Source organism: Gammaproteobacteria bacterium (assembly GCA_016705365.1).
GTDB lineage: Bacteria > Pseudomonadota > Gammaproteobacteria > Pseudomonadales > UBA5518 > UBA5518.
In genome coordinates this window covers 1-26,989 of record JADIYI010000009.1, presented here as the reverse complement: position 1 = coordinate 26,989, position 26,989 = coordinate 1, and the positions used below count along the sequence as shown (strand labels likewise).

General features: G+C 61.4%; 18 protein-coding genes and 6 pseudogenes. 18 read left to right on the top strand and 6 right to left on the bottom strand.

The window, feature by feature from the left end; translation table 11 throughout:
- Positions 1 to 3 precede the first annotated feature (3 nt).
- Both IPF49_18240 and IPF49_18235 read right to left on the bottom strand, forming a co-directional pair.
- On the bottom strand, positions 4 to 846 hold the full coding sequence (locus IPF49_18240; protein MBK6289534.1) for a hypothetical protein: 843 nt from the start codon (positions 844 to 846) through the stop codon (positions 4 to 6).
- Between the two features lie 5 nt (positions 847 to 851).
- The gene (locus IPF49_18235) at positions 852 to 1,193 is read right to left on the bottom strand and encodes a patatin-like phospholipase family protein (protein MBK6289533.1); all 342 of its coding nucleotides are present in this window, start codon (positions 1,191 to 1,193) and stop codon (positions 852 to 854) included.
- A 154-nt stretch (positions 1,194 to 1,347) separates the two neighbouring features.
- Between IPF49_18235 and IPF49_18230 the strand changes: the two genes are divergently transcribed.
- The 13 genes and pseudogenes from IPF49_18230 to IPF49_18170 all read left to right on the top strand — a co-directional run bounded on the left by IPF49_18230 (position 1,348) and on the right by IPF49_18170 (position 19,311).
- Positions 1,348 to 2,244 carry a WYL domain-containing protein gene (locus IPF49_18230; GenBank protein MBK6289532.1) on the top strand — a complete coding sequence of 299 codons (897 nt, stop codon included), beginning with the start codon at positions 1,348 to 1,350 and terminating at the stop codon, positions 2,242 to 2,244.
- Positions 2,202 to 5,771 (top strand): annotated as a pseudogene (locus IPF49_18225) (DUF3883 domain-containing protein). Before IPF49_18230 ends, IPF49_18225 begins: the two are co-directional and overlap by 43 nt.
- A gap of 14 nt (positions 5,772 to 5,785) precedes the next feature.
- Positions 5,786 to 8,470, top strand: a pseudogene (locus IPF49_18220) (DUF1156 domain-containing protein).
- Positions 8,471 to 8,488: 18 nt separating this feature from the next.
- Positions 8,489 to 11,300, top strand: a pseudogene (locus IPF49_18215) (ATP-binding protein).
- Between the two features lie 10 nt (positions 11,301 to 11,310).
- A complete protein-coding gene (locus tag IPF49_18210) occupies positions 11,311 to 11,766 on the top strand; it encodes a toll/interleukin-1 receptor domain-containing protein (GenBank protein MBK6289531.1) in 456 nt (151 codons plus the stop codon).
- 130 nt (positions 11,767 to 11,896) lie between these two features.
- The gene (locus tag IPF49_18205) at positions 11,897 to 12,319 is read left to right on the top strand and encodes a hypothetical protein (GenBank protein ID MBK6289530.1); all 423 of its coding nucleotides are present in this window, start codon (positions 11,897 to 11,899) and stop codon (positions 12,317 to 12,319) included.
- Between the two features lie 359 nt (positions 12,320 to 12,678).
- On the top strand, positions 12,679 to 13,623 hold the full coding sequence (locus IPF49_18200) for a hypothetical protein (GenBank protein ID MBK6289529.1): 945 nt from the start codon (positions 12,679 to 12,681) through the stop codon (positions 13,621 to 13,623).
- Positions 13,610 to 13,933, top strand: a complete 324-nt coding sequence (locus IPF49_18195) for a hypothetical protein (protein ID MBK6289528.1) — start codon at positions 13,610 to 13,612, stop codon at positions 13,931 to 13,933. The genes IPF49_18200 and IPF49_18195 overlap by 14 nt, the downstream gene beginning before the upstream one ends.
- A 424-nt stretch (positions 13,934 to 14,357) precedes the next feature.
- Positions 14,358 to 15,476 (top strand): IS6 family transposase, encoded by a 1,119-nt coding sequence (locus tag IPF49_18190; protein ID MBK6289527.1) that lies wholly within the window; start codon positions 14,358 to 14,360, stop codon positions 15,474 to 15,476.
- Between the two features lie 164 nt (positions 15,477 to 15,640).
- Positions 15,641 to 16,249: a TetR/AcrR family transcriptional regulator gene (locus IPF49_18185; GenBank protein MBK6289526.1), complete on the top strand. Its 609-nt coding sequence runs from the start codon at positions 15,641 to 15,643 to the stop codon at positions 16,247 to 16,249.
- The gene (locus tag IPF49_18180) at positions 16,246 to 17,397 is read left to right on the top strand and encodes an efflux RND transporter periplasmic adaptor subunit (protein MBK6289525.1); all 1,152 of its coding nucleotides are present in this window, start codon (positions 16,246 to 16,248) and stop codon (positions 17,395 to 17,397) included. Before IPF49_18185 ends, IPF49_18180 begins: the two co-directional genes overlap by 4 nt.
- Complete coding sequence (locus IPF49_18175; GenBank protein ID MBK6289524.1) at positions 17,394 to 18,599, top strand: ABC transporter permease; 1,206 nt, start codon at positions 17,394 to 17,396, stop codon at positions 18,597 to 18,599. The genes IPF49_18180 and IPF49_18175 overlap by 4 nt, the downstream gene beginning before the upstream one ends.
- A gap of 1 nt (position 18,600) precedes the next feature.
- A complete protein-coding gene (locus IPF49_18170; GenBank protein ID MBK6289523.1) occupies positions 18,601 to 19,311 on the top strand; it encodes an ABC transporter ATP-binding protein in 711 nt (236 codons plus the stop codon).
- Positions 19,312 to 19,772: 461 nt separating this feature from the next.
- Here IPF49_18170 and IPF49_18165 read toward each other — a convergent pair whose 3' ends face one another.
- From IPF49_18165 to IPF49_18155, 3 genes are read right to left on the bottom strand one after another with little or no spacing between them, the layout of a single operon-like run.
- On the bottom strand, positions 19,773 to 20,096 hold the full coding sequence (locus IPF49_18165; protein ID MBK6289522.1) for a DUF1971 domain-containing protein: 324 nt from the start codon (positions 20,094 to 20,096) through the stop codon (positions 19,773 to 19,775).
- Positions 20,093 to 20,560 (bottom strand): group III truncated hemoglobin, encoded by a 468-nt coding sequence (locus tag IPF49_18160; GenBank protein ID MBK6289521.1) that lies wholly within the window; start codon positions 20,558 to 20,560, stop codon positions 20,093 to 20,095. The genes IPF49_18165 and IPF49_18160 overlap by 4 nt, the downstream gene beginning before the upstream one ends.
- Entirely contained in the window at positions 20,557 to 21,027 is a 471-nt protein-coding gene (locus IPF49_18155; GenBank protein MBK6289520.1) for an Rrf2 family transcriptional regulator, read from the bottom strand. The genes IPF49_18160 and IPF49_18155 overlap by 4 nt, the downstream gene beginning before the upstream one ends.
- A 91-nt stretch (positions 21,028 to 21,118) precedes the next feature.
- Between IPF49_18155 and IPF49_18150 the strand changes: the two are divergent.
- Positions 21,119 to 23,398 (top strand): annotated as a pseudogene (locus IPF49_18150) (nitric-oxide reductase large subunit).
- A 77-nt stretch (positions 23,399 to 23,475) separates the two neighbouring features.
- Here the strand turns inward: IPF49_18150 and IPF49_18145 are convergent.
- Entirely contained in the window at positions 23,476 to 24,465 is a 990-nt protein-coding gene (locus tag IPF49_18145; protein ID MBK6289519.1) for an AraC family transcriptional regulator, read from the bottom strand.
- Between the two features lie 199 nt (positions 24,466 to 24,664).
- Between IPF49_18145 and IPF49_18140 the strand changes: the two are divergent.
- From IPF49_18140 to IPF49_18125, 4 genes and pseudogenes are all read left to right on the top strand, one after another.
- A pseudogene (locus IPF49_18140) lies at positions 24,665 to 25,262 on the top strand (protogloblin ApPgb).
- A 64-nt stretch (positions 25,263 to 25,326) separates the two neighbouring features.
- A pseudogene (locus IPF49_18135) lies at positions 25,327 to 25,868 on the top strand (carboxymuconolactone decarboxylase family protein).
- A 64-nt stretch (positions 25,869 to 25,932) separates the two neighbouring features.
- Complete coding sequence (locus IPF49_18130; GenBank protein ID MBK6289518.1) at positions 25,933 to 26,496, top strand: TlpA family protein disulfide reductase; 564 nt, start codon at positions 25,933 to 25,935, stop codon at positions 26,494 to 26,496.
- Positions 26,497 to 26,844: 348 nt separating this feature from the next.
- The coding region (locus tag IPF49_18125; protein MBK6289517.1) for an excinuclease ABC subunit A at positions 26,845 to 26,989 on the top strand (145 nt) is incomplete at its 3' end.

The window sequence follows — 26,989 nt, the reverse complement described above, 5'->3', positions numbered from 1 at the left end:
CAATCAATTGTCGACATTGTGACGGTCCTCTTTTGAACTGGCAGCGTGGGTGTCTGGCAATAGCGCGTCGCGAAGGGTCCGAAGCTTGGGATTCTGTTCGAATGCGGCCCACGCGAGGTCCACGTCCGAGGAGGCCTGGCGGGAGAGCGCGTTCAGGACGATCTCGCGCGCGTCATCCATGTTCTGCAGATACTTGTGTAGTTCGCCGGACGGGCACTGCGCCGGCAATCGCATGACGAAGCTTCCGTCGTTTCGCATTTCAGCGAGCTTTGAAGCGATGTAGTCATAGGCGACCGACTGGGCATTCATCCCTGCTTCGATCGCCTTGATGCCGAACTTCCAACGTAGCGCGCCGCGATGTCGCGAGCGATTGAACTTGAGAACCTCGCCGCCCTGTACTGGCAACGTGCCGAGCGTGTAGAGGTGAATAGGGCGCTTCTCTTGGCGGCTATGAAGTATCTCGTAGGCTTCGGTTAGTCCTACGAGGCCTGGATTGTTGGCCCAGAGACCGCCGTCAACATAGTCGACGTGAGCGTCGGTGCCATTCGTGTCGGGCAGCCGTGCTACCGACCGCAAGATCGGGGCAGCGCTGGTGGCGAGGCACACATCCACCAAGGTTCGCTCGTTGTCGCGACCATTCAGTCGCGACAGGTGCGGCGTCTTGAAGACGGTTGCGTAGTGGCGAGTGAGGTCGACGGCTGGAATGGCTACGGCGATTTGACGCCTCGCGTACACCTCCGCAACGGTCTGAGTTCGAAATGTAGATTCCAGCGCGTGGCGCAGCGCGTGTTCGCCACGCCGATTTCCAGGGAAGAAGGCACGAACCGCCGTGCCCAGAACGGGCAAGGATCTTAGCCACTGCCGTGGAAATATCTTCCGACCGTGTTCCTTGTAGAGATTGATGACTTCGAAAGCGGCGTGCCGGCTGCGAGCGCGCAAGCAACGATCCCGCCGGTGCTGGTCCCGACGATAAGGTCAAACGTGGCGCCGATGTCGGGGTATCGGCCCGCGGTGTCTTCGACGCGCTGTGCGAGGGTGTGAAGGTACGTGGCCTGATAGATGCCGCGCATTCCGCCGCCGTCGAGGCACAGCACGCGGAAAGGCACGCCGTCTGGAGCATTGGCTTCGCGCAGCGTCGACCGATCCGCCGAATGAAGCGGGTGGGCGTCTCGACTGTTTTCTGCGGTTGCCATTTGGAACCCCAAATTCCTTCCCGTCTCACCCGACTAGCTGAGAAATGTTGCATATCATCATCAAAATGATTAGCAGCGACGGTCATTATAGCGTATGATCCAATATCATAATAGTGCGGCGACATGCTCTTAAATAAAACACTCAGGCAGCCCTGTGAGTTCACCCAAGTCCTCTGACCTGACGCAGGCTCAGCGCGACCGCCTGGCGTTCATCGAGCTGCGTCTGCGCTATTGCGGCGAATTGCGGCGCCAAGAACTGGTTGCGCGATTCGGTATTCGGGCGGCAGCTGCCACTCGGGATATCGCCGAGTACAGGAACCTCGCGCCGCGAAACCTTGAGTACGACACCAAGAACAAGCTGTACGTCCGGGCCGCCCGGTTCTGGCCCATCTTTGATTTCCCTGTTGACCGGGTTCTGACCTGGCTGTCGCGCGGCTATGCAGACGGCGAGCCCGTCCCTCGCAAACCGGTAGTGCCCCATGAGGGTACCCGCCTCGCTGGCAACGTCGATCTAGAGCTTGTTTCGGTACTGACCCGTGCAATTCATCAAGGCTGCGCGGCGGAGGTCTACTACCGCGCGATGTCGAGTGGCCTGACAACGCGCGAGATTGTTCCGTTTGCGCTCGCGGACAGTGGTCTGCGCTGGCACGTCCGTGCCTTTGATCGCCGAACGGGAGAGTTTCGGGACTTCGTGCTTGCCCGACTGACAGACGCCCGAATCTTGAGTGGCCCCGTCATGGACAACGAACGGTCGGCCGACGACATCGAATGGAATCGCATTACGGAGCTGGAGTTCGTTCCGCACCCTGCAAATGTTCAGCACCCGGACACCATCGAATCTGAGTACGGCATGAACGGCGGGGTTCTGAAGGTTCGAGTGCGTGCGGCGCTCGCTGGCTACTTGCTTCGCCGCTGGAATGTTGACTGCACGAACGACCACAGCCTGAAGGGCGGGGAATACCAACTCTGGCTTCGCAATCGACAGGCGCTGTACGGCGTTTCCAACCTATTGCTTGCGCCGGGTTACTCAGGCACCGACAGGGATCACTAGCATCGTGCTGGAAACTCGAACAGATCCAGAAGAGCGCAGTGATCGCCGGTTTGGAACCGGGCCAAGTCGTGCGCGTCGACTACGGAGTCCGTCGGCGACAACGCCTTGACCGTCTACTACAAGACCGCAGACGGAAAGCTCCTGGAGCGGATGCTGTTCCGCGCGGACGAGGCCAACCTTTCACTAGCTGAGGCCGGGCGGCCTTGGCGTTGCGCCCCGCGGGAGTGCAGGCTCGCGCCCTGAGAGGCCTGCCGCATCAACCTGGCCCACCTATTCGATCCGATGATGGCCGTGCACACATCGAACGTGGAGCCGCTGCCGCACCAGATCACGGCGGTCTACGAGTCGATGCTGCCGCGCCAGCCGCTGCGCTACGTGCTGGCCGATGATCCCGGCGCCGGCAAGACCATCATGGCGGGCCTCTTCATCCGCGAGCTGCTGATGCGTGCCGACGCCAAGCGGGTGCTGATCGTAGCGCCGGGCAGCCTGGTCGAGCAGTGGCAGGACGAAATGTTCGAGAAGTTCGGTCTGACATTTTCGCTGTTCTCGCGCGAACAGGTAGAGCAGTCCCGAAGCGGTAATCCCTTCGACGACATCGACCTGCTGGTTGCACGCGTCGACCAACTCGCCCGCGCTGAAGACCTGCAGGAGAAGCTGCGCCTCTCGCACTGGGACCTCGTGGTCGTCGACGAAGCGCACAAGCTGTCGGCCAGCTACTTCGGCAACAAGGTCAACAAGACCAAGCGCTTCCAGCTCGGCGAGCTGCTGGGCTCGATCACGCGCCACTTCCTGCTGATGACGGCCACGCCGCACAACGGCAAGGAAGAGGACTTCCAGCTGTTCATGTCGCTGCTGGACAGCGACCGTTTCTACGGCAAGTTCCGCGACGGCGCGCACAAGGTCGACGTCACCGACCTGATGCGCCGCATGGTCAAGGAAGACATGCTCAAGTTCGACGGCACTCCGCCTGTTCCCCGAGCGCCGCGCCTACACCACCAACTACAAGCTCTCCGATCTCGAAGCCGCGCTCTACGCTGCCGTCACGGACTACGTGAAGATCGAATTCGCCCGTGCCGACCAGCTGGCGGACGGCGGTCGCAAGGGCACCGTCGGCTTCGCGTTGACCTCCCTGCAGCGCCGGCTGGCCTCCAGCCCCGAGGCGATCTACCAGTCGCTGAAGCGCCGCCGCAACAAGCTCAAGCGTCGCGTTGAGGAAGAGAAGCTGGGCCAACGCGGCAAGTCGCTGGCCGAGACGCTCGTCGGCACCGGGACCAACGGTGTTCCCGATGACATTTGGGAGTCTGCCGACGCGCTGTCGCCCGACGACTACGAGAATTTCGAAGAAGCTGTCGTCGACCAGGCCACGGCCGCCCAGACCATCCAGGAGCTCGAGGCAGAGATCATCATCCTCGAAGACCTGGAAGAGCAGGCCCGCCAGGTGGTGCATTCCGGCCAGGACCGCAAGTGGGACGAGCTTTCGAGGCTGCTGCAGAACACGCCCGAGATGCATGACTCCTTGGGTCGCCAGCGCAAGCTGATCATCTTTACCGAGCACCGCGACACGCTGAACTACCTCGCCACAAAGATCCGCGGCCTGATCGGCAGCGAGGAGGCCGTGGTCATGATCCACGGCGGCGTGAAGCGCGAAGAGCGCCGCAAGGTGCAGGAGCTGTTCCGCAACGACCCGACCGCGCGCGTGCTGCTCGCCACCGACGCCGCCGGCGAAGGCGTGAACCTGCAGAACGCCAACCTGATGGTCAATTACGACCTGCCGTGGAACCCGAACCGCCTGGAGCAGCGCTTCGGCCGCATCCACCGCATCGGCCAGACCGAGGTCTGCCACCTCTGGAACATGCTGGCCCGGAGACGCGCGAGGGCGATGTCTTCCAGCGCCTGTTCGAGAAGATCGAGATCGAGCGTGCGGCGCTGGAGGGCCGGGTGTTCGACATCCTGGGCGAGGTGTTCGAGGAGTGCAGCCTCAAGGACCTGTTGATCGACGCCATCCGCTACGGCGACGATCCCGAGGTGCGCGCCCGGCTGCACCGCCAGGTGGATGGCGCGCTGGACACCCGCCATATTGAAGACATCATCAAGCGCAACGCCCTGTGCGAAGAGGTGATGGACGAGAAGCGCCTCTTCGCCGTCAAAGAGGAGATGGAGAAGGCCGAGGCCCGCAAGCTGCAGCCCTACTTCATCCGCGCCTTCTTCAGCCAGGCCTTCCAGCAGCTGGGCGGCGAACTGCGCCCGCGTGAACCGGGTCGCTACGAAATCACCAACGTCCCGGCGATCATCCGCGAGCGCGACCGCCAGATCACCGGGCGTGACCGACGCAATGCCGACCCCGTGCTGCGCCGCTACGAGCGCGTGTGCTTCGAGAAGCAGTACGTCCGCGTGCTGGATCGTGTCGGCGCGCCGATGGCCAGCCTGCTGCACCCCGGCCCACCCGCTGATGCAGTCGGTGACCGACCTGGTGCTCGAAGCAGCACCGCAACAAGCTCAAGCAGGGTGCCGTGCTGGTCGACCCCGCAGACATGGGCCTGACCCCGAAGGTGATGTTCATCATCGACCACGCGGTGAAGGAAGGCGCCGACCGACGCAGTGGTGTCACGCCGCATGCAGTTCGTCGAAATCGACCCCAAGGGCAACGCCATCAACGCCGGCTGGGCGCCGCACCTGGACCTGGAACCATTGGCGCCTGCCGATCTGGCGCTGATCGAGGATGTGCTGGCCGCACCCTGGATCGCCAAGGACCTGGAGCAGGTCGCGCTGGCCCATGCTTCGACGCACCTCGTGCCCGAGCACTTCGAAGAAGTCCGTACCCGTCGCGAGAAGACCGTGGACAAGACGCTGGCCGCCGTCCACGAGCGCCTGGTCAGGGAGATCAACTTCTGGTCCGACCGCTACATCAAGCTGCAGGACGACATCGCGGCCGGCAAGGACGTGCGCCTGACGCTGGAGAACGTCCGCCGCACTATTGATGACCTCACCGCCCGCCGCGAGTCGCGCGAAAGGAGCTGCTGGCCATGCGCCACGTCATTTCCGCTACGCCTGTGATCCTGGGCGGCTCGCTGGTCATCCCCGCGGGCCTGCTTCTGCAACGCAAAGGCCAACCGGGATGGACGGCCGACGCCGCCGCGCGGGCCCGCGTCGAGCATATCGCCATGCGCGCCGTAATGAACGCCGAGCGCGCGCTGGGACACGACGTCATCGATGTGTCGGCTGAGAAGTGCGGCTGGGACATCACCAGCCTGCCCAAGGCGCTGGACGGCAAGCTGCCACTGTCGCGGCACATCGAGGTCAAGGGCCGCGCCAAGGGCCAGACCACGATCACGGTCACGCGCAACGAGATCCTTTACGGGCTCAACCAGACCGACAAGTTCATCCTGGCCATCGTGATAGTGGAAGGTGAACAGCATGAAGGGCCGTTCTACGTGCGGCAGCCCTTCACCCAGGAGCCCGACTGGGCCGTGACCAGCATCAACCTCGATCTCGATCAGTTGCTCGCCCGCGCGAAGCAGCCGGCCTAAGGGAACAAGAACACATGGCGACCATTAAGGCTCCCAAGAAACTGATCGAGGTCGCGCTGCCCCTCGACGACATCAATATCGCGTCTTCGAAGGAAAAGTCCATCCGCCATGGTCATCCGTCGACCCTTCATCTTTGGTTCGCTCGCCGACCACTGGCTGCCGCTCGGGCAATTCTTTTTGCCCAAATGGTTAACGATCCAGGATTTGAACGGCACCTCGGCAGGGGCGTAAACAAAGAGAAGGCGAAGTTGGAGCGCGAACGCCTCTTCAACATCATCCGAGACCTAGTGAAATGGGAGAACACTGAAAACCAGGAAGTCCTCGATCGAGCTCGCGAAGAAATTCGAAAGTCTTGGAGAGAAACTTGCGAACTCAATGCCGGACTGCCTGGGTCGATCCTGATCTTCTACCGGTCTTCCAGATCCGTTCGCGGGAGGCGGTTCCTTCTTCCTTGAGGCGCAGCGCTTGGGTTTTGAGACCTACGCCACTGACCTGAACCCAGTCCAGTGGTGCTCAACAAAGCGATGCTGGAAATACCCCCTAGGTTTAGGAACCTACCGCCAGTAGGGCCAGCGGAGTATGCGGCCAAGCAGGCGCGCTTAGATGAGAGCTGGACTGGTGCGAGGGGACTTTCCGAAGACCTTAGACGCTATGGCCATTGGGTATGGAAGCACGCAGTCGAACGACTTGCCTCGCAATACCCACAGGTGGACTTGCCTCGCCGACTCGGCGGCGGAAAAGGCACCGTAGTTACGTGGCTTTGGTGTCGTACCGTGGCAAGCCCGAACCCGGCGGCAAGAGGATGTCACGTACCGCTTGCGAAGTCTTTTCAGCTTTCTGCGCGTGACGGCGAACTGAGGGCATCGCCGGTCGAATGGGGCAGCGGCTTATGGCTGTTGTCGTTAAGACGCCGAAAGGTAAGGCGTACATCCCGGCCAGCGACGTCGTGCCGCCAGACTTTTCCGGACTGGTTCCGACCGCCCCGGAAGCTGAGATCCTTCATTGGGCGGGATGCACCAACGTAGTGGTCTACGGCATGAAGACTTTTGCAAGCCTGTTCAATCTTCGGCAGCAGTTGGCTCTAAGCACGTTCTCGTCCCTTGTGATCGAGTCCCGCGAGGTAGTAAAGCTCGATGCAATTCGAGCCGGTCTCTCAGATGACGGAATTGCACTCCGCGATGGCGGATCAGGAGCGACGGCGTACGCGGAAGCCATCTCCGTTTATCTCGCCTGCGGCATTGGCCGTGCAGCCGACTATTGGAACACTTTGACGTCATGGGAGTCGGGCGGGGAGTTCGTAAAAAACGCGTTCACCATGCACGCATTACCCATAGTTTGGGACTACGGTGAAAACAATCCGCTCTCTGATGGCGGAGGGTCGTGGATCAGTGCGTTAGGCTGGATCGCGCGTGTTATCGATCTGTTGCCCGCAAATGCGCCTGGCCATGCGTTCCAGCTCGACGCTGCAAGAGGAACTGTTCCTACAGAGAACCAGACCGTAGTTTCCACCGACCCTCCTTACTACGACAACGTTCCATATTCGAACTTATCAGACTTCTTCTATATCTGGATGCGAGTCTGTCTGCGCGATGTGTTTCCAGCGATCTTCGCTACAGGCAGACCCCAAAGGAAGACGAGTTAGTTGCATCGCATAGCCTCTACGCGAAGATCGAAGACGCTATGCGCCACTTCACGGACGGAATGACTCAGGCGCTTTGCCAGATTCATGCCAAAGCGAATGACACAGTGCCGGTGACGATCTACTACGCGTTCAAGCAAAGCGATACGGGAGCACGCGGCACAGCGTCGTCGGGCTGGGAGAGCTTTTTTGGAGTCCGTGATCAACGCCAACTTTGTCATTACTGGAACTTGGCCAGTTCGGACGGAGCGCGGTAGCCGAGGCCGTGCTATCGGTGCAAACGCATTGGCATCGTCGATCGTTCTTGTATGTCGCAAACGAGACTCCGACGCGAGAAGCACCACTCGCAGAGACTTCCAGCGGGAGCTCAAGGAGCACCTCGCGGAAGCGCTTGATGAAATGATCGGTGGAGTCGAGGGCGCTTCGCCCGTAGCTCCAGTCGATCTTGCGCAAGCAGTGATTGGCCCAGGCATGGCGGTGTTCTCGAAGTATTCGGCGGTGCTGGAGGCGGATGGCACTCCGATGTCCGTCCATACGGCACTAACTCTAATCAACAAGACCTTGACAGAAGGCGCGGACGACTTCGATGCCGACACTCGGTTCTGCCTAGCCTGGTTCGACGAGCAAGGTTGGGTAGGCGGTGATTTTGGGCAAGCCGACGTGCTGGCTCGCGCGAAGGGAACCAGCGTCCAAGCGGTAGCCGCTTCGGGAGTGGTTAAGTCCGGTGCAGGGAGCGTGCGCCTATTCAAGCCGGCGGAATACCCCGCAGATTGGCGTCCAGAGAGCGATAACAACACGCCAATTTGGGGAAGCCCTGCACCAATGATTCGAGCGCTGCAGTTGGGTCGGCGAAACCTATGGCAGGTGAGCTATTGGCCGGCATGCCGGCCCGCGCGGACCAAATCCGCTCCTTGCCTATCGCCTCTGCACCTATGCGAGCGCAAGGGTTGGGCGGACGACGCTAGAGGCGTACAACGAACTGATCACGTCTTGGGTCAACGTCGAGGCTGCCTCGCGCGTGAAGGGTCATTTCGGTTCGCAAACGCAGTTAGAAGTCTAGGCGAGGGGGAAGAAGAGCATGGCGCTTAAACCTTGGCGTGAAGTCGCTATTCCTCACGAGGATGTTCTCAAGGGGTCGTTCCAACAGGCTGAGTTCGCGGCCGATATCTCGAGAGTTCATCAAGGCTCGGCCGCACCCGAATACCAGAACGCCGAGCTGTTCTTTCAGCGCACTTTCATTACTGAGGGCATGCGCCTGCTGCCTCGACTCGGTGGTCAAACGCCTATGCGGCAAGGGCGGCGACCCCGTCATACAGTTGCAGACCGCGTTTGGTGGGGCAAGACCCACACGATGCTTGCGGTCTATCACTTGGCCAAGGGCGAGGTTCCGGCCAGCGACCTGCAGGGCGTCGCGGCTATCCTGGACTCAGCGGAGATCACGGAACTGCCACGCGCTCGCATCGCCGTGCTCGACGGCATCAAGTCGTCGCCCAACCAACCCATCAAGCGCGATGCGCAAGTGGTTCGCACGCTGTGGGGCGATCTAGCCTGGCAACTCGGCGGCGCGGAAGGCTACGCCTTGGTGGCTGATGCCGACACGTCGGGAACGTCACCGGGCAAGGCGGTGCTGGCAACGCTTCTGGCGCGATGCGCGCCGTGCGTGATCCTGATCTACGAGTTGGTTGCCTATGTGCGGCAGTTCGAAGAGGGCAGGCCCTCCCAGTGGGGCACGTTCGATTCCAACCTGTCGTTCGTGCAGGCGCTGACAGAGGCACTGAAGGCTGTTCCGACGGCAGTGCTGCTGGCGTCGCTGCCTGCGAGTCGGATAAGGAAGCGGGTAGTCAGCGCGGCGTCAAGGCGCTGGAAGCGCTAGCGCACTATTTCGGGCGGGTGCAGGCGTTGTGGAAGCCGGTAGCCACCGAGGAAGCCTTCGAGATCGTTCGGCGGCGCCTGTTCGCGTCGATCAACGACAAGCTGGCGATGGAGTCGGTGTGTCGTGCCTTCGCGGACTTCTACACCGCAAACCGCGACGACTTCCCGCAGGAGACGCAGGAAAGCCGCTACTTCGATCGTCTGGTCCACGCCTACCCCATCCACCCCGAGGTGTTCGATCGGCTCTACGAGGACTGGTCCACGCTGGACAGCTTTCAACGCACGCGCGGGGTGCTGAAGCTTATGGCCAAGGTCATCCATCGCCTGTGGAAGGACGGCAACAATGACCCGCTGATCATGCCGGGCAGCCTACCGCTATACGACGCGGACGTGCGTAACGAGGTCATTTACTACCTGCCTCCTGGATGGGACCCAGTACTGGAGCGCGACGTGGACGGAGAGCGCGCTGAGACCACCGAGATCGAGAACAAGGACACGCGCTTTGGGAGCGTACAGGCCTGCCGCGCGGCGTGGTCGGTGTTCTCGGCAGCGCCCCAGCACCACGAACCAACTCGTGCGCGGTCTGGAGCTCGAGCGCGTAATTCTCGGCATCATTCAACCTGGCCAACAGATCGGACTATTCAAGGACGCCCTGCGACGTCTTGGTGAGCGCCTCCACTATCTCAACCATGCCAACAACCGCTTTTGGCTCGATACGCGGCCCAACCTGCGGCGCGAGATGGAGGAGCGCAAGCGCCGTTTCCAAGACAAGGAGGATGTGTTCCCGACCGTACGCGAGCGCGTGCAGCGCGGCTTCGCTAGCGGTGTGTTCGGTGGCACTCATGTATTCACGGACAGCGGCGACGTGCCCGACGACTGGGCGTTGCGTCTGGTGGTGCTGCCTCCCGACGCGGCGTTCAGCAAGAGTGGTCAGAGTCTGGCCATTGACCGCGCCGCTGAGATCCTGAAGAAGCGCGGCGAGCAGCCACGGATCAAACAGAACCGCTTGATCTTCTTGGCGGCCGACTACGACAGCGTCAGCCGGCTGAAGGACCATGTCCGCTCGTTCTTAGCCTGGCGCAGCATCGTCGCCGACTACAAGGACAACCGCATCGTTCTCGACAACTTGATGGCTAAGCAGGCGAACGCCAGCCTGGAGCAAGCTGAGGAGACCGTGCGCCGAATGATCCGCGAGACCTACAAGTGGATCGTGGCACCAATGCAGGAGGCCCGACCCGGCAAGGGCTTGTCCGAGCTGCGGTGGGAGCACTTCCAGGTCAACCCGGGCGCGCAGAACTGGTCACAGGAAATCGAGCGCGTGCTCAAGGAAAGCGAGCTGCTTATCACCGAGTGGGCGCCGATCCATCTTGCCAAGGTGCTAAAGGACTGGTTCTGGAAGGACGACGCTAAGGAGGTCAGCGCGCTCAACGTTTGGCAGCAGAGCTGTCAGCAGCTATGCTGCCGCGGTTGAAGGACGACAACGTCTTCCAGCGGACATTGGCGGCAGGCGCAGAGAGTCGCGACTTCTTTGCTTTCGCTCAGGGCAAGGAGCAAGAGAAGTATCTCGGCTTCATCTACGGAAAGTCTACGACGCCCATACTCGATTCGTCGCTGCTGCTCATCGAGCCCGCGACCGCCGCGATCTGGAGAACCTTCGCGCCGCTGAAGACGCTTCCCGCGCAAAGGCACCGGGCACATGGACGGGCGATGGGCCTGCGCCGGTCGGTGCAATTCTTGAAGGGAAGGGTGGATCTGGCGGGATTCCGGCAGGCCCGTCGAGTGAGCCAACCAAGACGCAGTTCTATGGGACCGTTGACCTCGACCCGATTCTGGCAAAGAAGCAGTTTGCGGACGTCGTTGACGAAATAGTTCAGAACTTCACGACTCGGACAGGGGTGGCGGTGAAGATATCGGTGGAGATTCAGGCGGAGTCGGGAGCCGGATTCGACGCGGGTCTGCAACGAACCGTGAAAGAAAACAGCAAAGTCCTAAAGTTTAAGAATTCGGATTTCGAATGAACTGCCCGAGATGAGCGCAGACGAATCGCATCCATCGCCTGGAAGAGATGTCCTCTTCATCAGCAAAGCGACTCCGGAGGATGACGAGTTCGTACTCTGGATTGCTCCGCGCTTGGAGGCGGCTGGCTATTCGGTATTCGCAGACATTCTGAGCCTGGAGCCAGGTGAGAGGTGGCGGAAGACACTCACGAACACGCTTCAGGATCGTGCCGTCAAGATGCTTCTGTGCTGTCGCGATGTCACTTTGAACAAAGAGGAGTCCAGGAGGAGATCGGTATCGGTAAGGATGTCGTCAGAGCAACGGGGGATGACAAGTTCATCATTCCCCTGCGACTCGCTGCACATAAGCTCTTCGGAATCGGCGAGTTGCAGCGGATCGACCCCGTCGGAAGCTGGGCAAGGATTGCGGGAGCTGCTTGAGGCCCTGAGCGGCAGGGGTCCCGCGAAGTCCCACGGCCGCGATTAACGCGAGTTGGGAGGCCTACAAGAATCGCCTCGCCATCCGAGTTCAATCGGCACCCGAGGTGTTGACGAGCAACTGGGTGCGGATTGAGTCGTTTCCCCCGTTCATCCGTTACTTCCAGCCTTCGGGTGCCATGGACATAGACGTGCTGGCAAAGGCTTGTATGGATGCACCCTTTCCAGTGGAGCCCTTTCAGCACGGATTCTTCACCTTCGCATCGGCTGAGGAAGTCAACGAGCGGTTTGCTCAGTTGGGGCGCTTCTTTGTCCGCGTGGAGATTCCGATGGCGGAAATTCCTGGAGAGGGCAGCGGTGATGCTCGTATCCATGCCAAGGAGGCGGAGCGCTTGCTGGTCTCGATGCTGCGTCGGGCGTGGAACGGTTTCTGTGCTGCCAGGGACTACGTCCATACGAGTACTCGTCTAGGCAAATCGGATTTCACGTCACCGACGAGACCGTGCCCATTGGCAAGTTCATCGCATGGAGCAATGGAAGTCGCCGCCGCGCGTCGATGTTGTGCAATACGGCCGCAGGCAGAGTCTGGCAGTACGGAGTGACGGTGATTCCAAGCCTGTGGCCTGAGCCGCACCTGCGATTCAAAGCAAGGGTACTGTTCTCGACGCTCGCCAGCCAAAAGGCAGGCGATGTCTTTGACAAGGACAAGCAGCACAGCCTTCGGCGTAGCGTCTGTAAGGGATGGCGAAACAAGGCGTGGCACGGCCGCTTGATGGCATTCCTTCAAGTCCTGTCACTTGGCAAGACCACGATTGAAGTACCCCTGGCTAGAGGAGTTTGGTTCAGCTTGGCCGCGAGGCCGATCGAGTCACAGCTCCCGTCACAACGGAGTTGCCGGACGCCTTGGAGGAGGGATGTCGAGGAGCAGGATGATTCCACGCTCGGGGCGGCGCGCTTGGGGATGAGCAGTGAGCGCGTGGGCAAGCAGATGGAAGTGATCTACGTGCCGGAGCCGGATCTAGCATTCGGGCATCGACAGGTTTCTGATCACCCTAAGGATGGCCTTTTCCTCTACGGTCCGCACAACGGCCCGGTACGCTCAAAGGAGATTTCGGTTGGCGTCCTTGGAACGAAGGAAGGATTGACCTATTTTCGGGTTGGGCCATCAGGCTTGGTGGTTTCATCTCCATTCCCCCAAAGGCAAGATGGACAAGGAGCATCGGCTTCACTTGTCCAATTTCCCTGGCATCGAGGAAGCATTTGGCCTGATGCTGGGTCCGGTGAGTTCGTGGAACGAACCATCGACCTCGACGCTTTGGATGAGGCAACCCGAACCGTCAACCAACATGAGGCGGTACGCAAGGCGGTGGATCTCTTTGTCCGAGAGATTGAGCGTTTCGACCGGAACGAGGAGCGCCGGGTGGACATCTGGATATTCGTTCTTCCGGAGATTGTCTTTGAGCGCTGCAAACCACTGGCGCGGCGGATCGGTCTTGAGTTGAATCCTGGCGAGTTCGCGAAGTCGCAGCGAGACAAGACGGATATTCCGCTCTTTGCTGGAGTCATCGACCAGACTGACGAGGAGATCTTTGATGACGTTCCTGACTTTCACCGACAGGTGAAGGCGAGGTTGCTGAGGCTCGGACATACATCCCAATTGGTCCGTGAGACGACCCTGGCCCCTGAGGCATTCCTGAACAAGGCCGGATATCCAAAGCGGCGATTGCAGGAACCTGCCAGCGTGGCGTGGAACTTGTCGACGGGCTTGTACTACAAGACGCAACCTGATCCGCCTTGGAAGTTGGCGGCCGTCCGGCCAGGCGTCTGCTACATCGGACTCGTGTTCAAGCTGATTCCGAATGATGAAGCAACACGCTTGCTGCGCGGCACAGATGTTTCTGAATGAAGGCGACGGTGTCGTGTTTCGGGGAGCGAATGGGCCGTGGAAGACTGGCGAATGGGAGTTCCACCTGAAGTCGGCAGAAGCAAAAGGGCTAATCGCCAAAGTGCTTGAGACCTTTACCGAGAAGCACGGTACGCCGCCGCAAGAGTTCTTCATCCACGGGCGAACCAATTTCAATGACGAGGAGTGGCAGGCGTTCACGGAAGCCGCGCCGCCGGAGACCAACGTGGTGGGCGTCAGGATTCAGACCACGAACGGCGACATGAAGCTGTTTCGGAACGGCGATTACCCGGTCATGCGCGGGACCCCGTGATCCTGGCGCCGGAAACGCCTACCCGTGGACACGCGGGTAGGTGCCGCGCCGCCTGGTGCGGACCCGGACCCCCGGACCCCTTGACCCGTGTACCTTGCTCTGCTCCGCACCGGGCCGATGCCCCGAACCTCCCGGCCCGGTCCGGCTTGCTTGGGATTGACGAAGATCAACTACAACGCCTGCAACTACAGCGACGGTTGTTGCCGGTGGGGTGTGCCAAGGTTGGTGATGTCTTGGCGATGGCTGAAAATAGGGCTCCGCGAAGGACGCGGATCGGCAGCTCTGAAGTTCTAGTAGGGCGATTGTCTTTCGCCATCTATCGCCGGCCGCCTTCTGTAAGCGGAATGTATTGACGGTCAATCTGGGTTCTGGTGCATTGGCGTCCGGGCCCTAGAATTCGCCTCCCATTTAGAGGACGGACCGGATGGCCAGACGTACTGCGCGCGACCCTATCTACAGCGGCCGTCGCTTCTCCGCCGAGACCATCGAAACCTGCGTGCGCTGGTACATCACCTACAGGCTGAGCTATCGCGATCTGGTCGCGATGATGGCGGAGCAGGGGATCGTCGTGTCCCACACGACGATCATGCGCTGGGTGTTGCGCTACGTGCCCGAGTACGAACGGCGTTGGTCGCGGTTCGCGCGATCGCCGGGATCGTCCTGGCGCATGGATGAGACGGCAGTTTCGGTCCGGGGCGGGCGGCACTACCTGTATCGCGCGGTGGATCGGCGCGGAAAGTCGGTAGCGTCGTTGCTCTGCAGTGATCGCACCATGGAGGCGGCGCAGGCGTTTTTCCGCATGGCAGTCAGCCAGGAGGGCGTGCCATGGCCGAAGAAGATCAACGTCGACGGCAACAGCGCCACGCACCGCGGATTGCGCTTGCTGGCGGCAGAAGATCTCCGCTGGCGAGACGTGGAGGTCAGGGCGCGCCGCTATCTCAACAACGTGGTCGAGCAGGACCATCGCGCCATCAAGCAACGCTGCGCGCCCATGCTGGGACTGAAGAGTTTCCGCTCGGCCGCGACCACGCTCGCCGGCATTGAACTCGCCCATCGGATTCGCAAGCAGCAGTATTCGGTGCACAGCGGAGCGAATGGACGGACCCGTTCTCTCAAGGACTCGTGGACCGCGGCTCTGGCGGGTTCCGCCGTGCCTCACGGTGCAGGCGGCGAGCAATGTTCGCCAATGCACCAGAACTCACGCACTGGCCTGGAATGGCCGCGTGAGCGTCCGCGGATCGACGGGCAGGTTCGATACCCGCGCAAGATCTCCTTCGGCGGAAATCTGTATCTGCTCGTTCGGCCCCAGGGTGGGCGGTACTGGCACTACCACTATCGGTACGCCGGCAAGCGCAAGACGCTTTCCCTCGGGACCTATCCGGACGTCCCTGTCGCCCGGGCGCAGGCGCGACATCGGGCTGCCCGACGGTTGCTCGCAGGGGGTATCGATCCGTCGCTCCGGCGGCGCGAACTGCGGTTGATGGACGGCGACGGCAGTGCGGTAGCCGCCGTAACTCCCGGGCTCTGGCGTCAGGCGGGGTGAGCGGTTTGCGGATCGTCCGGAATAGTCACCGTGAGTGACTGAAATGGCGGCGGTGAGCAGGGGTAGGGGGGGGGCTGACCTCATGCCCGGGGAAGTCCTTACTCGTTGCGAACCGTCTGTGTGATAAGCTAGTAAGCACTTACTCACTAGAGGCGATGACGACGATGCCCAGCCGTGCAAAGCCCCTGCCCGCAGATGAGCGGCGCGCCGTGACGGTCGAAGCCGTCGTTCAGTTGGCGGCCGAGCAGAATCCCAACGACATCACCACTGCGTCCATTGCCACGCGCATGGGCTTGACCCATGGCGCGCTGTTTCGTCACTTCCCCACCAAGGACGCGATCCTGCAGGCCGTCATGGAATGGGTGGCGGAACGTCTGCTTTCCCGGGTGAACCAAGCCGCCGAATCCGCAAGGTCTCCGGTCGCCGCACTGGAGGCAATCTTCATGACGCACGTGGATTTCGTGGTCGAACACCCCGGCGTGCCGCGGATCATGTTTGGAGAGTTGCAGCGCGCAGAGAAGTCGGGTGCCAAGCGCTTGGCACGAACGCTTGTCCAGAAGTACGGACAACGGCTGCAAGAGCTGGTCGAAGCAGGCAAGGCAAAGGGGGAGTTGAATATCGCTCTCGACAGCGAGGCTGCTGCCATCTTATTCATTGGCACGATCCAGGGCTTGGTCATGCAGTCGCTCCTGGCAGGCGATGTCGCCCGCATCCGACGCGACGCGCCACGCGTCTTTGAGATCTACCTGCGTGGGATTCGGGGGACGCCATGAAAGGCCTGCCGCTGCAGCGTCGCACGCTGGCGCTCATCGCCGTGATCGTTCCGCTCCTCGCACTCTTCATCTACGTTGGGCTTCGATCTGGCCCGCTGGCGCCGGTGGCCGTGACCGTCACGAACGTTGAGTCTCGAGCAATCACGCCCGCGTTGTTCGGTATCGGCACCGTCGAGGCTCGCTACACCTACCAGATCGGACCCACCTTTGCCGGGCGTGTCAGACGCCTGGATGTTCATGTGGGTGATCAGGTCAGGGCAGGTCAGGTGCTTGGCGAGATGGAGCCCGTTGATCTGGATGATCGCGTTCGATCGCAGGGCTCGGCATTCAAGCGTGCAGAAGCGGCGCTGAGCGAGGCGGAAGCACGACAAGTCTACGCACAGGCCCAGGCGCGCCGGTACGAGCAGTTGTTCACCGTCCACACGGTCAGCGAGGAATTGGTCACGACCAAGCGACAGGAGCTGCAGATCGCCAATGCTGCGTTGTCCGCGGCCAGGGAAGATGTGGATCGGGCACGCGCGGACCGTGAAGGACTGGTCGCGCAACGGAGCAATCTGCGCCTAATCTCACCTGTGGACGCGGTCGTCGTCGCGCGCAATGCCGACCCGGGCACGACCATCGTCGCCGGCCAGGCGGTCGTGGAAGTCATCGATCCGAAGAGCCTGTGGATCAACATACGCTTCGATCAGATCAGTGCGGCGGGTTTGGCCGCAGGACTGCCGGCGCGGATCGCATTGCGGTCGCGCGCTGGCGCGAGCGTACAAGGACACGTGCTGCGTGTGGAGCCCAAGGCCGATGCGATCACCGAGGAGACGCTCGCCAAGGCGACGTTCGATGACCTGCCGGACCCGATCCCGCCGTTGGGTGAACTGACCGAAGTCACCGTCGACCTGCCGGCGCTCCCGGCCTCGCCGGTAATTCCGAACGCCGCCGTCCGACGTGAAGGCGGCAAGGTCGGTGTCTGGCAGCTCGTGGACGGCGCGCTGCGCTTCTCGCCGGTCGTTGTCGGTGCGTCCGATCTCGATGGCTTCGTGCAAGTGCGCGAGGGCCTACGTACCGGTGATCAGATCGTAACCTACAGTGAGAAAGCCCTGACGGGCCGAAGCCGCGTCAAGGTGGTCGATCAAATCGCCGGAGTCGCGGAGTGATCAGCCTGGCCGGCCGCGACATTCTCCATGCCTGGGGAAAATTTGTCTTCACTGGATTCGGTCTCGGCCTGCTGATCGGCGTCACGCTGATCATGGCCGGCGTTTATCGGGGTATGGTGGATGACGGCAGGGCGCTGCTCGACAACAGTGGCGCCGATCTCTGGGTCGTGCAGCGGGACACGCTGGGTCCCTATGCCGAGCCGTCGAGCCTCAACGACGACACCTATCGCACCATCCTGGCGATGCCCGGAGTCTCGCAGGCGGCGAACGTGACCTACCTGACCATGCAGGTGCGAAAGGGCGAGGCGGATGTGCGCACCATGGTGGTCGGCATTGCTCCCGGCGCGTTGGGTGCCACGCCGGGATGGCCGCCGTATCTCGTCGCCGGACGCCAGATCACGCGTGGTCACTACGAGGCCGTCGTGGATATCGCCGCCGGCTTCAAACTCGGCGATCGCATTGCCATTCGCCGCAATCTCTATCTGGTCGTGGGGCTGACGCGCCGCATGGTCTCATCCAGCGGCGACCCTATGGTGTTCATTCCACTCAAGGACGCCCAGGAAGCGCAGTTCCTGAAGGACAACGATGCGATCTGGCAAAGCCGGCGTCGCACCGAAGCCAATCCGGCCTTCAATCGACCCGGCGTCCCCGGTCTGCTGGAATCCGTGCTCGCTTCCCAGAGCACGAACTCGTTCGTCAACGCGGTGCTGGTCGGGCTCAAGCCGGGTCATGCGCCCGACGACGTGGCGGACTCCATCCGGCGCTGGAAGCGGCTGACCGTCTACACGCGCGCGCAGATGGAAGGCATTCTGGTCGGCAAGCTGATCGCGACGTCTGCAAAGCAGATCAGCATGTTCTTGGTGATCCTGGCGGTCGTCAGCGCCGCGATAGTCGCGTTCATCATCTACACGCTGACCATGGACAAGATCCGCGAGATCGCGGTGTTGAAGCTGATCGGAACGCGCAACCGGACGATCGCCGCAATGATCATGCAGCAGGCGTTGGCACTCGGTGTCATCGGGTTTGTCGTCGGCAAGATCACCGCAACCTTCGCCGCGCCACTCTTCCCCAAGTACGTGCTGCTGATCCCGACCGACTCAATAGCGGGGTTCTTCGCCGTGCTCTTGATCTGCGTGCTCGCCAGCCTGGTTGCCATTCGCATGGCGCTGAAGGTCGATCCCGCCGAGGCCATCGGGGGTTGAAATGAGCGGCAAAGGCATTCGCATCGAGGGCTTGCGGAAACGATACGGTCAGGGTGACACGGCCGTGGATGCCCTGAAAGATGTGAACATGGTCGTTGCTCCGGGCGAAGTGGTCGGATTGATCGGCCCGTCGGGCTCCGGCAAGAGCACGCTCCTCAAGTGTCTGGGCGCGGTGATCGATCCGACCGCGGGTCGCATGACGCTTGGCGATGAGACGATCTATGACAACGGCTGGAAGGTGCGTGACCTGCGCGCTTTGCGGCGCGACAAGATTGGCTTTGTCTTTCAGGCGCCCTACCTGATCCCGTTTCTCGACGTCACCGACAACGTGGCGCTGCTGCCGATGCTCGCAGGCGTCGCCAATGCGGAGTCGCGCCAGCAGGCCTTGGCGCTGCTCACGGCGCTGGATGTGCAGCACCGGGCTCGGGCCATGCCCGCGCAGCTTTCCGGAGGAGAGCAGCAGCGTGTGGCTATCGCGCGTGGCTTGGTGAATCGCCCGCCGGTGATTCTGGCCGACGAGCCTACGGCGCCACTCGATAGCGAGCGCGCCATGGTCGTCATCCGCATCCTCAATGAAATGGCGCGTCAGTTCGAGACCGCCATCATCGTCGTCACCCACGACGAGAAGATCATTCCGACGTTCAAGCGGATCTATCACATCCGCGACGGCGTGACCCATGAGGAAGTTGGCGAGGGGAGGCCATTCGAGTGAAGGGAGCAGAAATGACATTACGCAGGCCTCGCGACATCTTGATCGGGAGATCGTGTGGTTCAGTCAACGGATACGGGACGGAAGGCGGTGGCTTTGGTGGCGATGTTTCGCGATCTATCGGCATGCAACTGCATCAAGTGCCGATACGGCGGCAAGCGCAAGTCGCTTTCCCTTGGGACCTATCCGGACGTCCCATTCACACGCGCTCAGTCTCGCCATCGGGCGGCGCGGCGGTTGCTCGCGGCCGGCGTCGATCCGTCGGCCGGGCGGCGCCAACTACGGGGTATCGAGGGCGACAAGCCTGAGGTCGGTTGTGAAACTTCCGGGAACTGGCTTCACGCCGCGCAGGTGGTTTGAGATTGGTCCGAAATGCTCACTTATGGTGACTCAAAGCCTTGCTTCATAAACCATCCGCCAGGCTCTAAGGGCGATGGAGGGCGGCTATCGGGATGTAGCGGCGGTCATAGGACCTGACTGGTATGCGGCTCGCGCTCAACTCTTCCCGCCGAGTAAAACTCCACGAACATCCTCATCGGACCGAGTGGCGAGACTTCGTGAGGCTGCTCGGGACTGACGATGCCTGGCACGCCGACCAGCAAAACCTGTTCGCTGGGCGGTTCCAGAATGCGGTAGAGCAGGCTGCCCTCAACTACGTGTATGAGCGCCCAGACACCGGCTTTGGTGCGGTGCTCGCGGCGCAGACCTGCCGGCAGGCTGTCCTGATCGAAAATCGGCGTCTGCTTGTAGGCAGTGAGTCCAGCGGGAAGTAAATTGTTCACAATCATGCCTCCGGCGTCGCGTGTACCAGGCGCTGACCGCTGGCAAGCAGCACGCCACGACTGCTGGCAACCCCCATCTCGATGCTGCGGGCAATGCGCTCGGCACGCTCAACGAAGACGGCTGCGGCCTTCGGGGTGCAGACTTCGCGGGCCGTCTGCCTGAATAGCTGAAGCCAGCGATCAAAGTGCGCCGCCTCGACTGGCAGCGCCAGATGCTTCTGCATGGGCGATCCATGGTAGCGCCCACTCATCAGGACTACCGACGACCAGAATTGACACAGGCGCTGCAGGTGGTGGTCCCATTCCGAGATGCGTGCCGCGAATATTGGGCCAATCAGTTCGTCGCAGCGCACCCGGGCATAGAACGCATGCACCAGCTTCTCGATCATCACCTCGTCAATGCCAGTGTCAGCCTGGAGTTGCTCAACGATCCGGGTTCGCCTCTCGGCTTCCGGCTGTGTGCTGCTCATGTAGTACCCATTGGCCGGTACTTCGAGACGTTGGTTTTTCGCCGCCCCAATAGGCGGGCATAGCCCTCAATATCTGGGACAAGATCGGCAATCGTGAACTGATCAAGATGCCGCGCGAAGGCTTCCAGTGCGCCTGACAAGGCATGCCGCAAACCACAGGCCGGTGTCACGACGCAGGTGTTGGTCGCTGCGTCGAAGCATTCCACGAACGACCCGGTATCTTCCATGGCGCGAAATACTGATCCGACGTTCAGCACAGAAGCGGATCGCGCGAGTTTCAGTCCGCCGCCCCGGCCGCGCACGCTTTCGACGAATCCCTCGGCCGTCAGCCGCTGCGCCACTTTCATCAGGTGGTTCTTCGAGATGCCGTAGGCGCGGGCAATCTCGGCGATCGAATGATGGCCGTCCCGTGCTGCCAGGAACATCAATGTTCGCAAGGCATAGTCGGATTGAACGGACAACCTCATAAAAGAGGTATAGCATATACATCTTTAATAAGCATCAACTTTGGCGACGTTGGCGACAACCGCCGACTCCTCAGAACCAGGGGGCAGGGTCATGCAGGAATACGCAACCACATTCAGCGTGAAGCGGCTGTGGACAGTTCTGGCGGTGGGCATGTTCGTCATGTTTGGCGTTCTGCTGCTGATGGGGCGGCAGATCTACCAGCTGGCGCCACCCATCCCTGAAGCGGTGACAGCGAAGAATGGCGAGACCTTGTTCACTCGCGCCGATATCGAGACTGGGCAGAATGTCTGGCAGTCGATCGGTGGCATGGAACAAGGGTCGATCTGGGGCCATGGCAGCTACCTGGCTCCAGACTGGAGCGCTGACTGGTTGCACCGGGAAGCGCAGGCGCTGCTGGCATTGTCGTCATCCAATGCTCCGACAGGCGTATCCCCGGCGCAAGCCGATGCCATCAGCAAGGCTGCGTTGCAGAACGAGATGCGTGCCAACACCTATGACCCCGCATCGGGCGTCATAACCGTGAGCAACACGCGCGCGTTGGCCATCAAGCAGGTGCAGGCGCATTTCGTCAGCCTGTATGTAGGCGATGACGCAGCCTCGCTCGATCTGCGCCGCAGCTATGCCTTCCCGGTCCATGGCCGGTTGTCGGCTACGGAAGCCAAGCAGCTTTCAGCGTTCTACTTCTGGACGGCATGGGGCGCGACGACGAACCGCCCTGGTCAGAACATCACCTATACCAGCAACTGGCCCCACGAACCGCTCGTTGGAAACACGCCAACCACCGGCACCTTGATGTGGAGCCTGGCCTCAGTGATTCTGCTGCTCGCTGCTGCCGGCGCGCTGATCGCCTACTACGCCAAGCAGTTCGATGTCTGGCGCGTCGACATGCTTCCGGAAAAGGGCATGGCAGCGTCGGATGTGCTGAGCGGTGCGACCATCACGCCTTCGATGCGGGCGACCGCGAAGTACTTCTGGGTGGTGTGCGCACTATTTGTGGCGCAGGTGCTGCTCGGCATCGTCACCGCACACTATGCGGTGGAGGGACAAGGGCTGTACGGCCTGCCGTTCGCCGAATATCTGCCGTACGCCGTCACACGCACCTGGCACACTCAGCTCGCCGTGCTGTGGATCGCCACCGCATGGCTGGCGACCGGGCTCTACGTTGCGCCCATGCTGGCGGGACGTGATCCCAAATACCAGCGGTTTGGCGTCAATTTCCTGTTCATCAGTCTGCTCGTTATCGTGGTCGGGTCCTTCGCCGGCCAGTGGGCCGCCGTACACAGATTGTTCGGAACGCTGAAGGCCAACTTCTGGTTCGGGCATCAGGGCTATGAATATGTAGACCTAGGCCGCTTCTGGCAGATATACCTGCTTGTCGGCCTTCTGCTCTGGGTCGCGCTGGTGGTGCGTGCGCTGTGGCCGGTGCTTCAGGAAAAAGGCAGCAAATCGCTGATCTACCTGGTGCTCGTTTCGGCGCTGGCTATCGGCCTGCTTTATGGTGCCGGATTAATGTGGGGCGAGCACACGCACATTGCCGTGATGGAATACTGGCGCTGGTGGGTAGTGCATCTGTGGGTCGAAGGTATCTTTGAGGTCTTCGCCACCGCCATCATTTCCCTGCTCTTTGTCCGCATGGGAATTCTGAGGACCAGCACGGCAACTGTGATGGTGCTGTTCGCGACGATCATTTTCCTGTTCGGCGGTGTGCTCGGCACCTTCCATCACCTCTACTTCTCCGGCACTCCGACATCAGCGATTGCGGTCGGCGCGATGGCTTCGGCCCTGGAAGTGGTGCCGTTGCTCGTGGTCGGCTTTGAGGCCTATGCAAGGTACAAAGTGGAACATGAAGCCGCATGGCAGCGGACCTACCACTGGCCATTCATGTTCTTTTCCGCCGTCCTGTTCTGGAACCTGGTGGGCGCAGGGCTGTTCGGCTTTCTCATCAATCCTCCGATCGCGCTCTATTACATGCAGGGATTGAATACGACGGCCAATCATGGCCATGCCGCCCTGTTCGGCGTGTACGGCATGCTCGGCCTGGGCCTTACGCTCTACTGCATGCGTGGGCTCACGGACGTCGCGCTGTGGAACCAGAGATGGCTCGGGACCGCATTCTGGTCACTCAACATCGGCATCGCGATGATGACTTTCCTGTCCCCTGCTCCCGCAGGGCGTCCTGCAGACCTACGCCAGCATCGAACACGGCTATGCCTATGCCCGTTCGGCAGAGTTCATTCACAGCCCGCTGATGCAGGCGCTGGTCTGGGCGAGGTGCCGGGCGACGTTGTCTTCAGCGTGGGTGTTGTCGCGTTTGCATGGTTCATGTTCAGGGCATTCATGCCCGGCAAGGGGCAGACTCCCACGCGCTGAAGCGCTGCTCACGAGGTGCGCGCCATGCGTAGTCTTACGCAGCAGGCGCGCGGCCTCCAGTCGTGATCGTTCGGCTGCTATCGCCGCCAAATGGGCATACAGGACGGAGGCATGGGTGCTGGCAGTCTGGACTGGCCGCACGAAAGCCTTCGAGCGAAGTCTGTCCGCATCCTGAGAGGAGAACGTCCGTCAGACCGCTTCATCCTCTCCATCTGCAGCCATTTTCTGGGCGATGGGCCAATCGCATGAGAAAACGCGCGAGAGAATGATGCGGCGCTCGCATACCCCAGCTCTTCACTCACGCCCTTGACGGATGCGCCAGCCCTGAGTCTTGACTGGGCCACAGAGATGCGCCATTGCAGGAGATAGTCGCCCGGCGTCACGCCGACCTTCGTCTTGAACGCCAACGCAAATGCGCTGCGTGACATGCCCGCGACGTTGGCCATCGACTCCAGCGTCCAATCTGCAGATGGCCTTTCGTGCACCGCGGTCAGCGCGCGTGCAAGCTTTGGGTGGGCTAGCCCGTTCATCAGTCCGCCAGACGCACCCACTGCTCCGGAGTGATCCAGCAGCCAGCGCAGCAACTGCACCAGCAGAACCTCGAACAGGCGGTCGGCGAGCAGGCGCTGGCCGCATCGCAAGCGCTCGGTCTCGGCGAAAAGCAGTGCCAGGGTCTGGTCAAGACCGTCCACCGCTGCCAGCGGTACGACCAGCACCGGCGGTAGCGCGGCAACGATCGGGTGTCGGGCGCCACCCTCGAAATCCACAGTGGCGCATACGAAGTCCGATCCATCAACCGGCGCGTTGCGAAACTGATGTTCAAGCGGGCGCGGGTAGAACAGCAGCGTCGGCTCGCTCACCTTGATCCTGGCAGGGCCGCCGCTGCGTCGTGGATGTGTGACGACAAGCTCCCCTCGGCGCAGCACGTGCAAGAACCCGCGCCCGGGCTTTTCCTCGAAGCGAGTCACACCGCAGAGCGCACCGGCGTGGAACAGGTGGGTGCGAACGCGAAAGCGATCGAGAAGGGCGGAGAGGCGATCTATGGATACGGGCGTAGTTCGTGGCATAGGTTGCCGGATGGACGAAAGATATGTTTCAGCGACGGTAGGATAACACGGAGTCCGGATCGGGCTGGATACTGGGTCTGTGCACCGAAGTGCAGAACCGCCACTCCCGCAATCGACCAGAGGAACATTCATGAAAACTCGTGTAGTGCTTGCCACCGTGCTGGTGGGCTCCCTGTCCGCCTTCGTGTCCCACGGGGCAATGGCGCAGACAGGGCCCGCAGTTCCCGGATATACCCATGGCCAGAAGTCATTGGCCAGGGCGCCGTACACCTGCAGGATCTTGAATCGCTTAAGAAGACGATGATCTTCACCGATGAGGACGTCCGCTACCTGCGCATGAGCAAGGCGATCCTTGCCGATCAGACGGATGCAATCCTCGATGTCTGGTACGGCTTCGTGGCATCGACCCCCGAGCTCGTTGCGTCCTTCAAGAACAACAAGACCGGGGCACCTGACGCGGCATATCTGGCTGCTGTCCGGAAGCGATTCGCGCAGTGGATACTCGACACAGCCGATGCCAACTACGATCAGGCGTGGCTGGACTATCAGTACGAAATCGGCCGTCGCCACACGAATCAAAGAAGAATCATACCGACAAAGCCGACAGCGTGCCGTCAGTGAACTTTCGCTATCTGTCGGCACTGACGATTCCGGTCACGACGACGCTCAAGCCGTTCCTCGCCAAGAAGGGCGCCTCGCCGGCAGATGTCGAGAAGATGCACGCCGCCTGGGTGAAGTCCGTGCTGATGCAGACCATCCTGTGGAGCTACCCGTATGTGCGCGAGGGCAGGTTCTGATCTCTGCTCCGTTGCCGACTTCGACCCATTGCCTCAAGACTCTCCTGAGAACCAAGGAAATCACATGAATCGTGTACCTCTGATTGATAGAAGCGAAGCCCGCGCCGAGAGCAAGACCCTCCTCGATGCGATCCACGGTGCTTTCGGTACCACGCCCAACATGTTTTGGACTGTCGCCAACTCCCCGGCCGCGCTCAAGTCCATGTGGGGCGCGTTCGGTGCCCTTAGTGCCGGTGTGATCCCGGCAAAGCTCGGCGAGCAGATCGCGGTGGCGGTGGCCGATCGCAACGCATGCGAGTACTGCCTGGCCGCGCACACGCGCTCGGCCGGAACGCCGGTGCGACCGCCGAGAATGCAGCGCCCCAGGCCGGAGGCTCTGCCGATGCCGCGACGCAGGCCGCGCTGCGCTTTGCGCTCAAGCTGGTCAATGATCGGGGGAAGGTCAGTGACTCCGACGTGCGAGCCTTGCGCGATGCAGGCTTCGGCGACGAAGCGATCGTCGAAATCGTCGCACACGTGGCTCTGAACTTGTTCACTAACTACGTGAACGTTGCGTTCGCTGTCCCCGTGGATTTTCCGGCGGTGAAGCTGCGCCGCGTCGCGTAGCCACTCGCGAGTTCAAATAGCCCGGCGCGCAGGCGTCGGGCTTCTTCCAGTATGGACGCCAAGCATGGTTGAGACAGACACCCCATCACCGCCCTGGCAAGTCAGCGAGTGGCTGAATACCCCTCATCCCGTGACGCTGGCCGGCCTTCGAGGCAAGGTTGTCGTGCTGCATGCGTTCCAGATGCTGTGCCCGGGGTGCGTGTCCGACGGCCTGCCGCAAGCGGCACGCATCAACGCCATTTTCCCGAGCGAGCGGGTCGCGGTGATCGGGCTGCACACGGTCTTCGAGCACCACGACGTCATGGGGCCGAAGGCCCTGCGGGCGTTCCTGAGTGAATACCGGTTCGCTTCCCCGTCAGGGATCGATCAGGCGGCGCACGACAGTTCGATTCCGCTGACGATGCGTGCGTATGGAGCTACAGGAACCCCAGCGTTGTGGTGTTCGACGGCGAAGGTCGCGTTCGATTCAGTCGACTGGGCGGTCGAGGACCTGCATCTGGGCGCGGTTATCGGCGAACTGCTGGTCTATGCCCGGTTGGGCGAGACGCCTGAGATTACCTCGAGTGCCGGTGACCCATCTCGCGCCTCATGTGGTGACGACGGGTGCGTGGCTGGAGTGACACGCTGAAGGTTCCGTTCGGCCATGCGCGAGGACAACTGGATCTGCGTTGCTGACTGGCGCGGTAGATGTCTCGAACCTCGAGACCAGTTCGCGGCACAACGCAGCGCAAGCAGAATCAGGCGATCCTGGTTTGGGGTGCCTGTTTGAGGATTCTGCAGTCGATGGTTCGTAGTCTATCGGCACGCCACGCCTTCAAGCGGCGCAAATCGTCGGTCGGACTGACGGTAAAATCGCAAGGTTCGAGAAAGAAGTGTTGATGCAGCAGCAGCTTGCGAGCGTGCGAGACAATTGAGTGGGAGTGAGGGAACCACCCTTTCCGCTTGACAGGTTCCGTGCCACGGAACATGCTCGCCCATGATCCACGCGTTCGCCTGTTCCGACACCGAGAGGCTGTTCCATAGCCAGTCGGTGCCGCGCTTCAGCAACATCGAGCGCGTGGCGCGACGCAAGCTGCTGCAACTGCACGCCGCCACCGAGCTGGCCAGTCTGAGGATTCCTC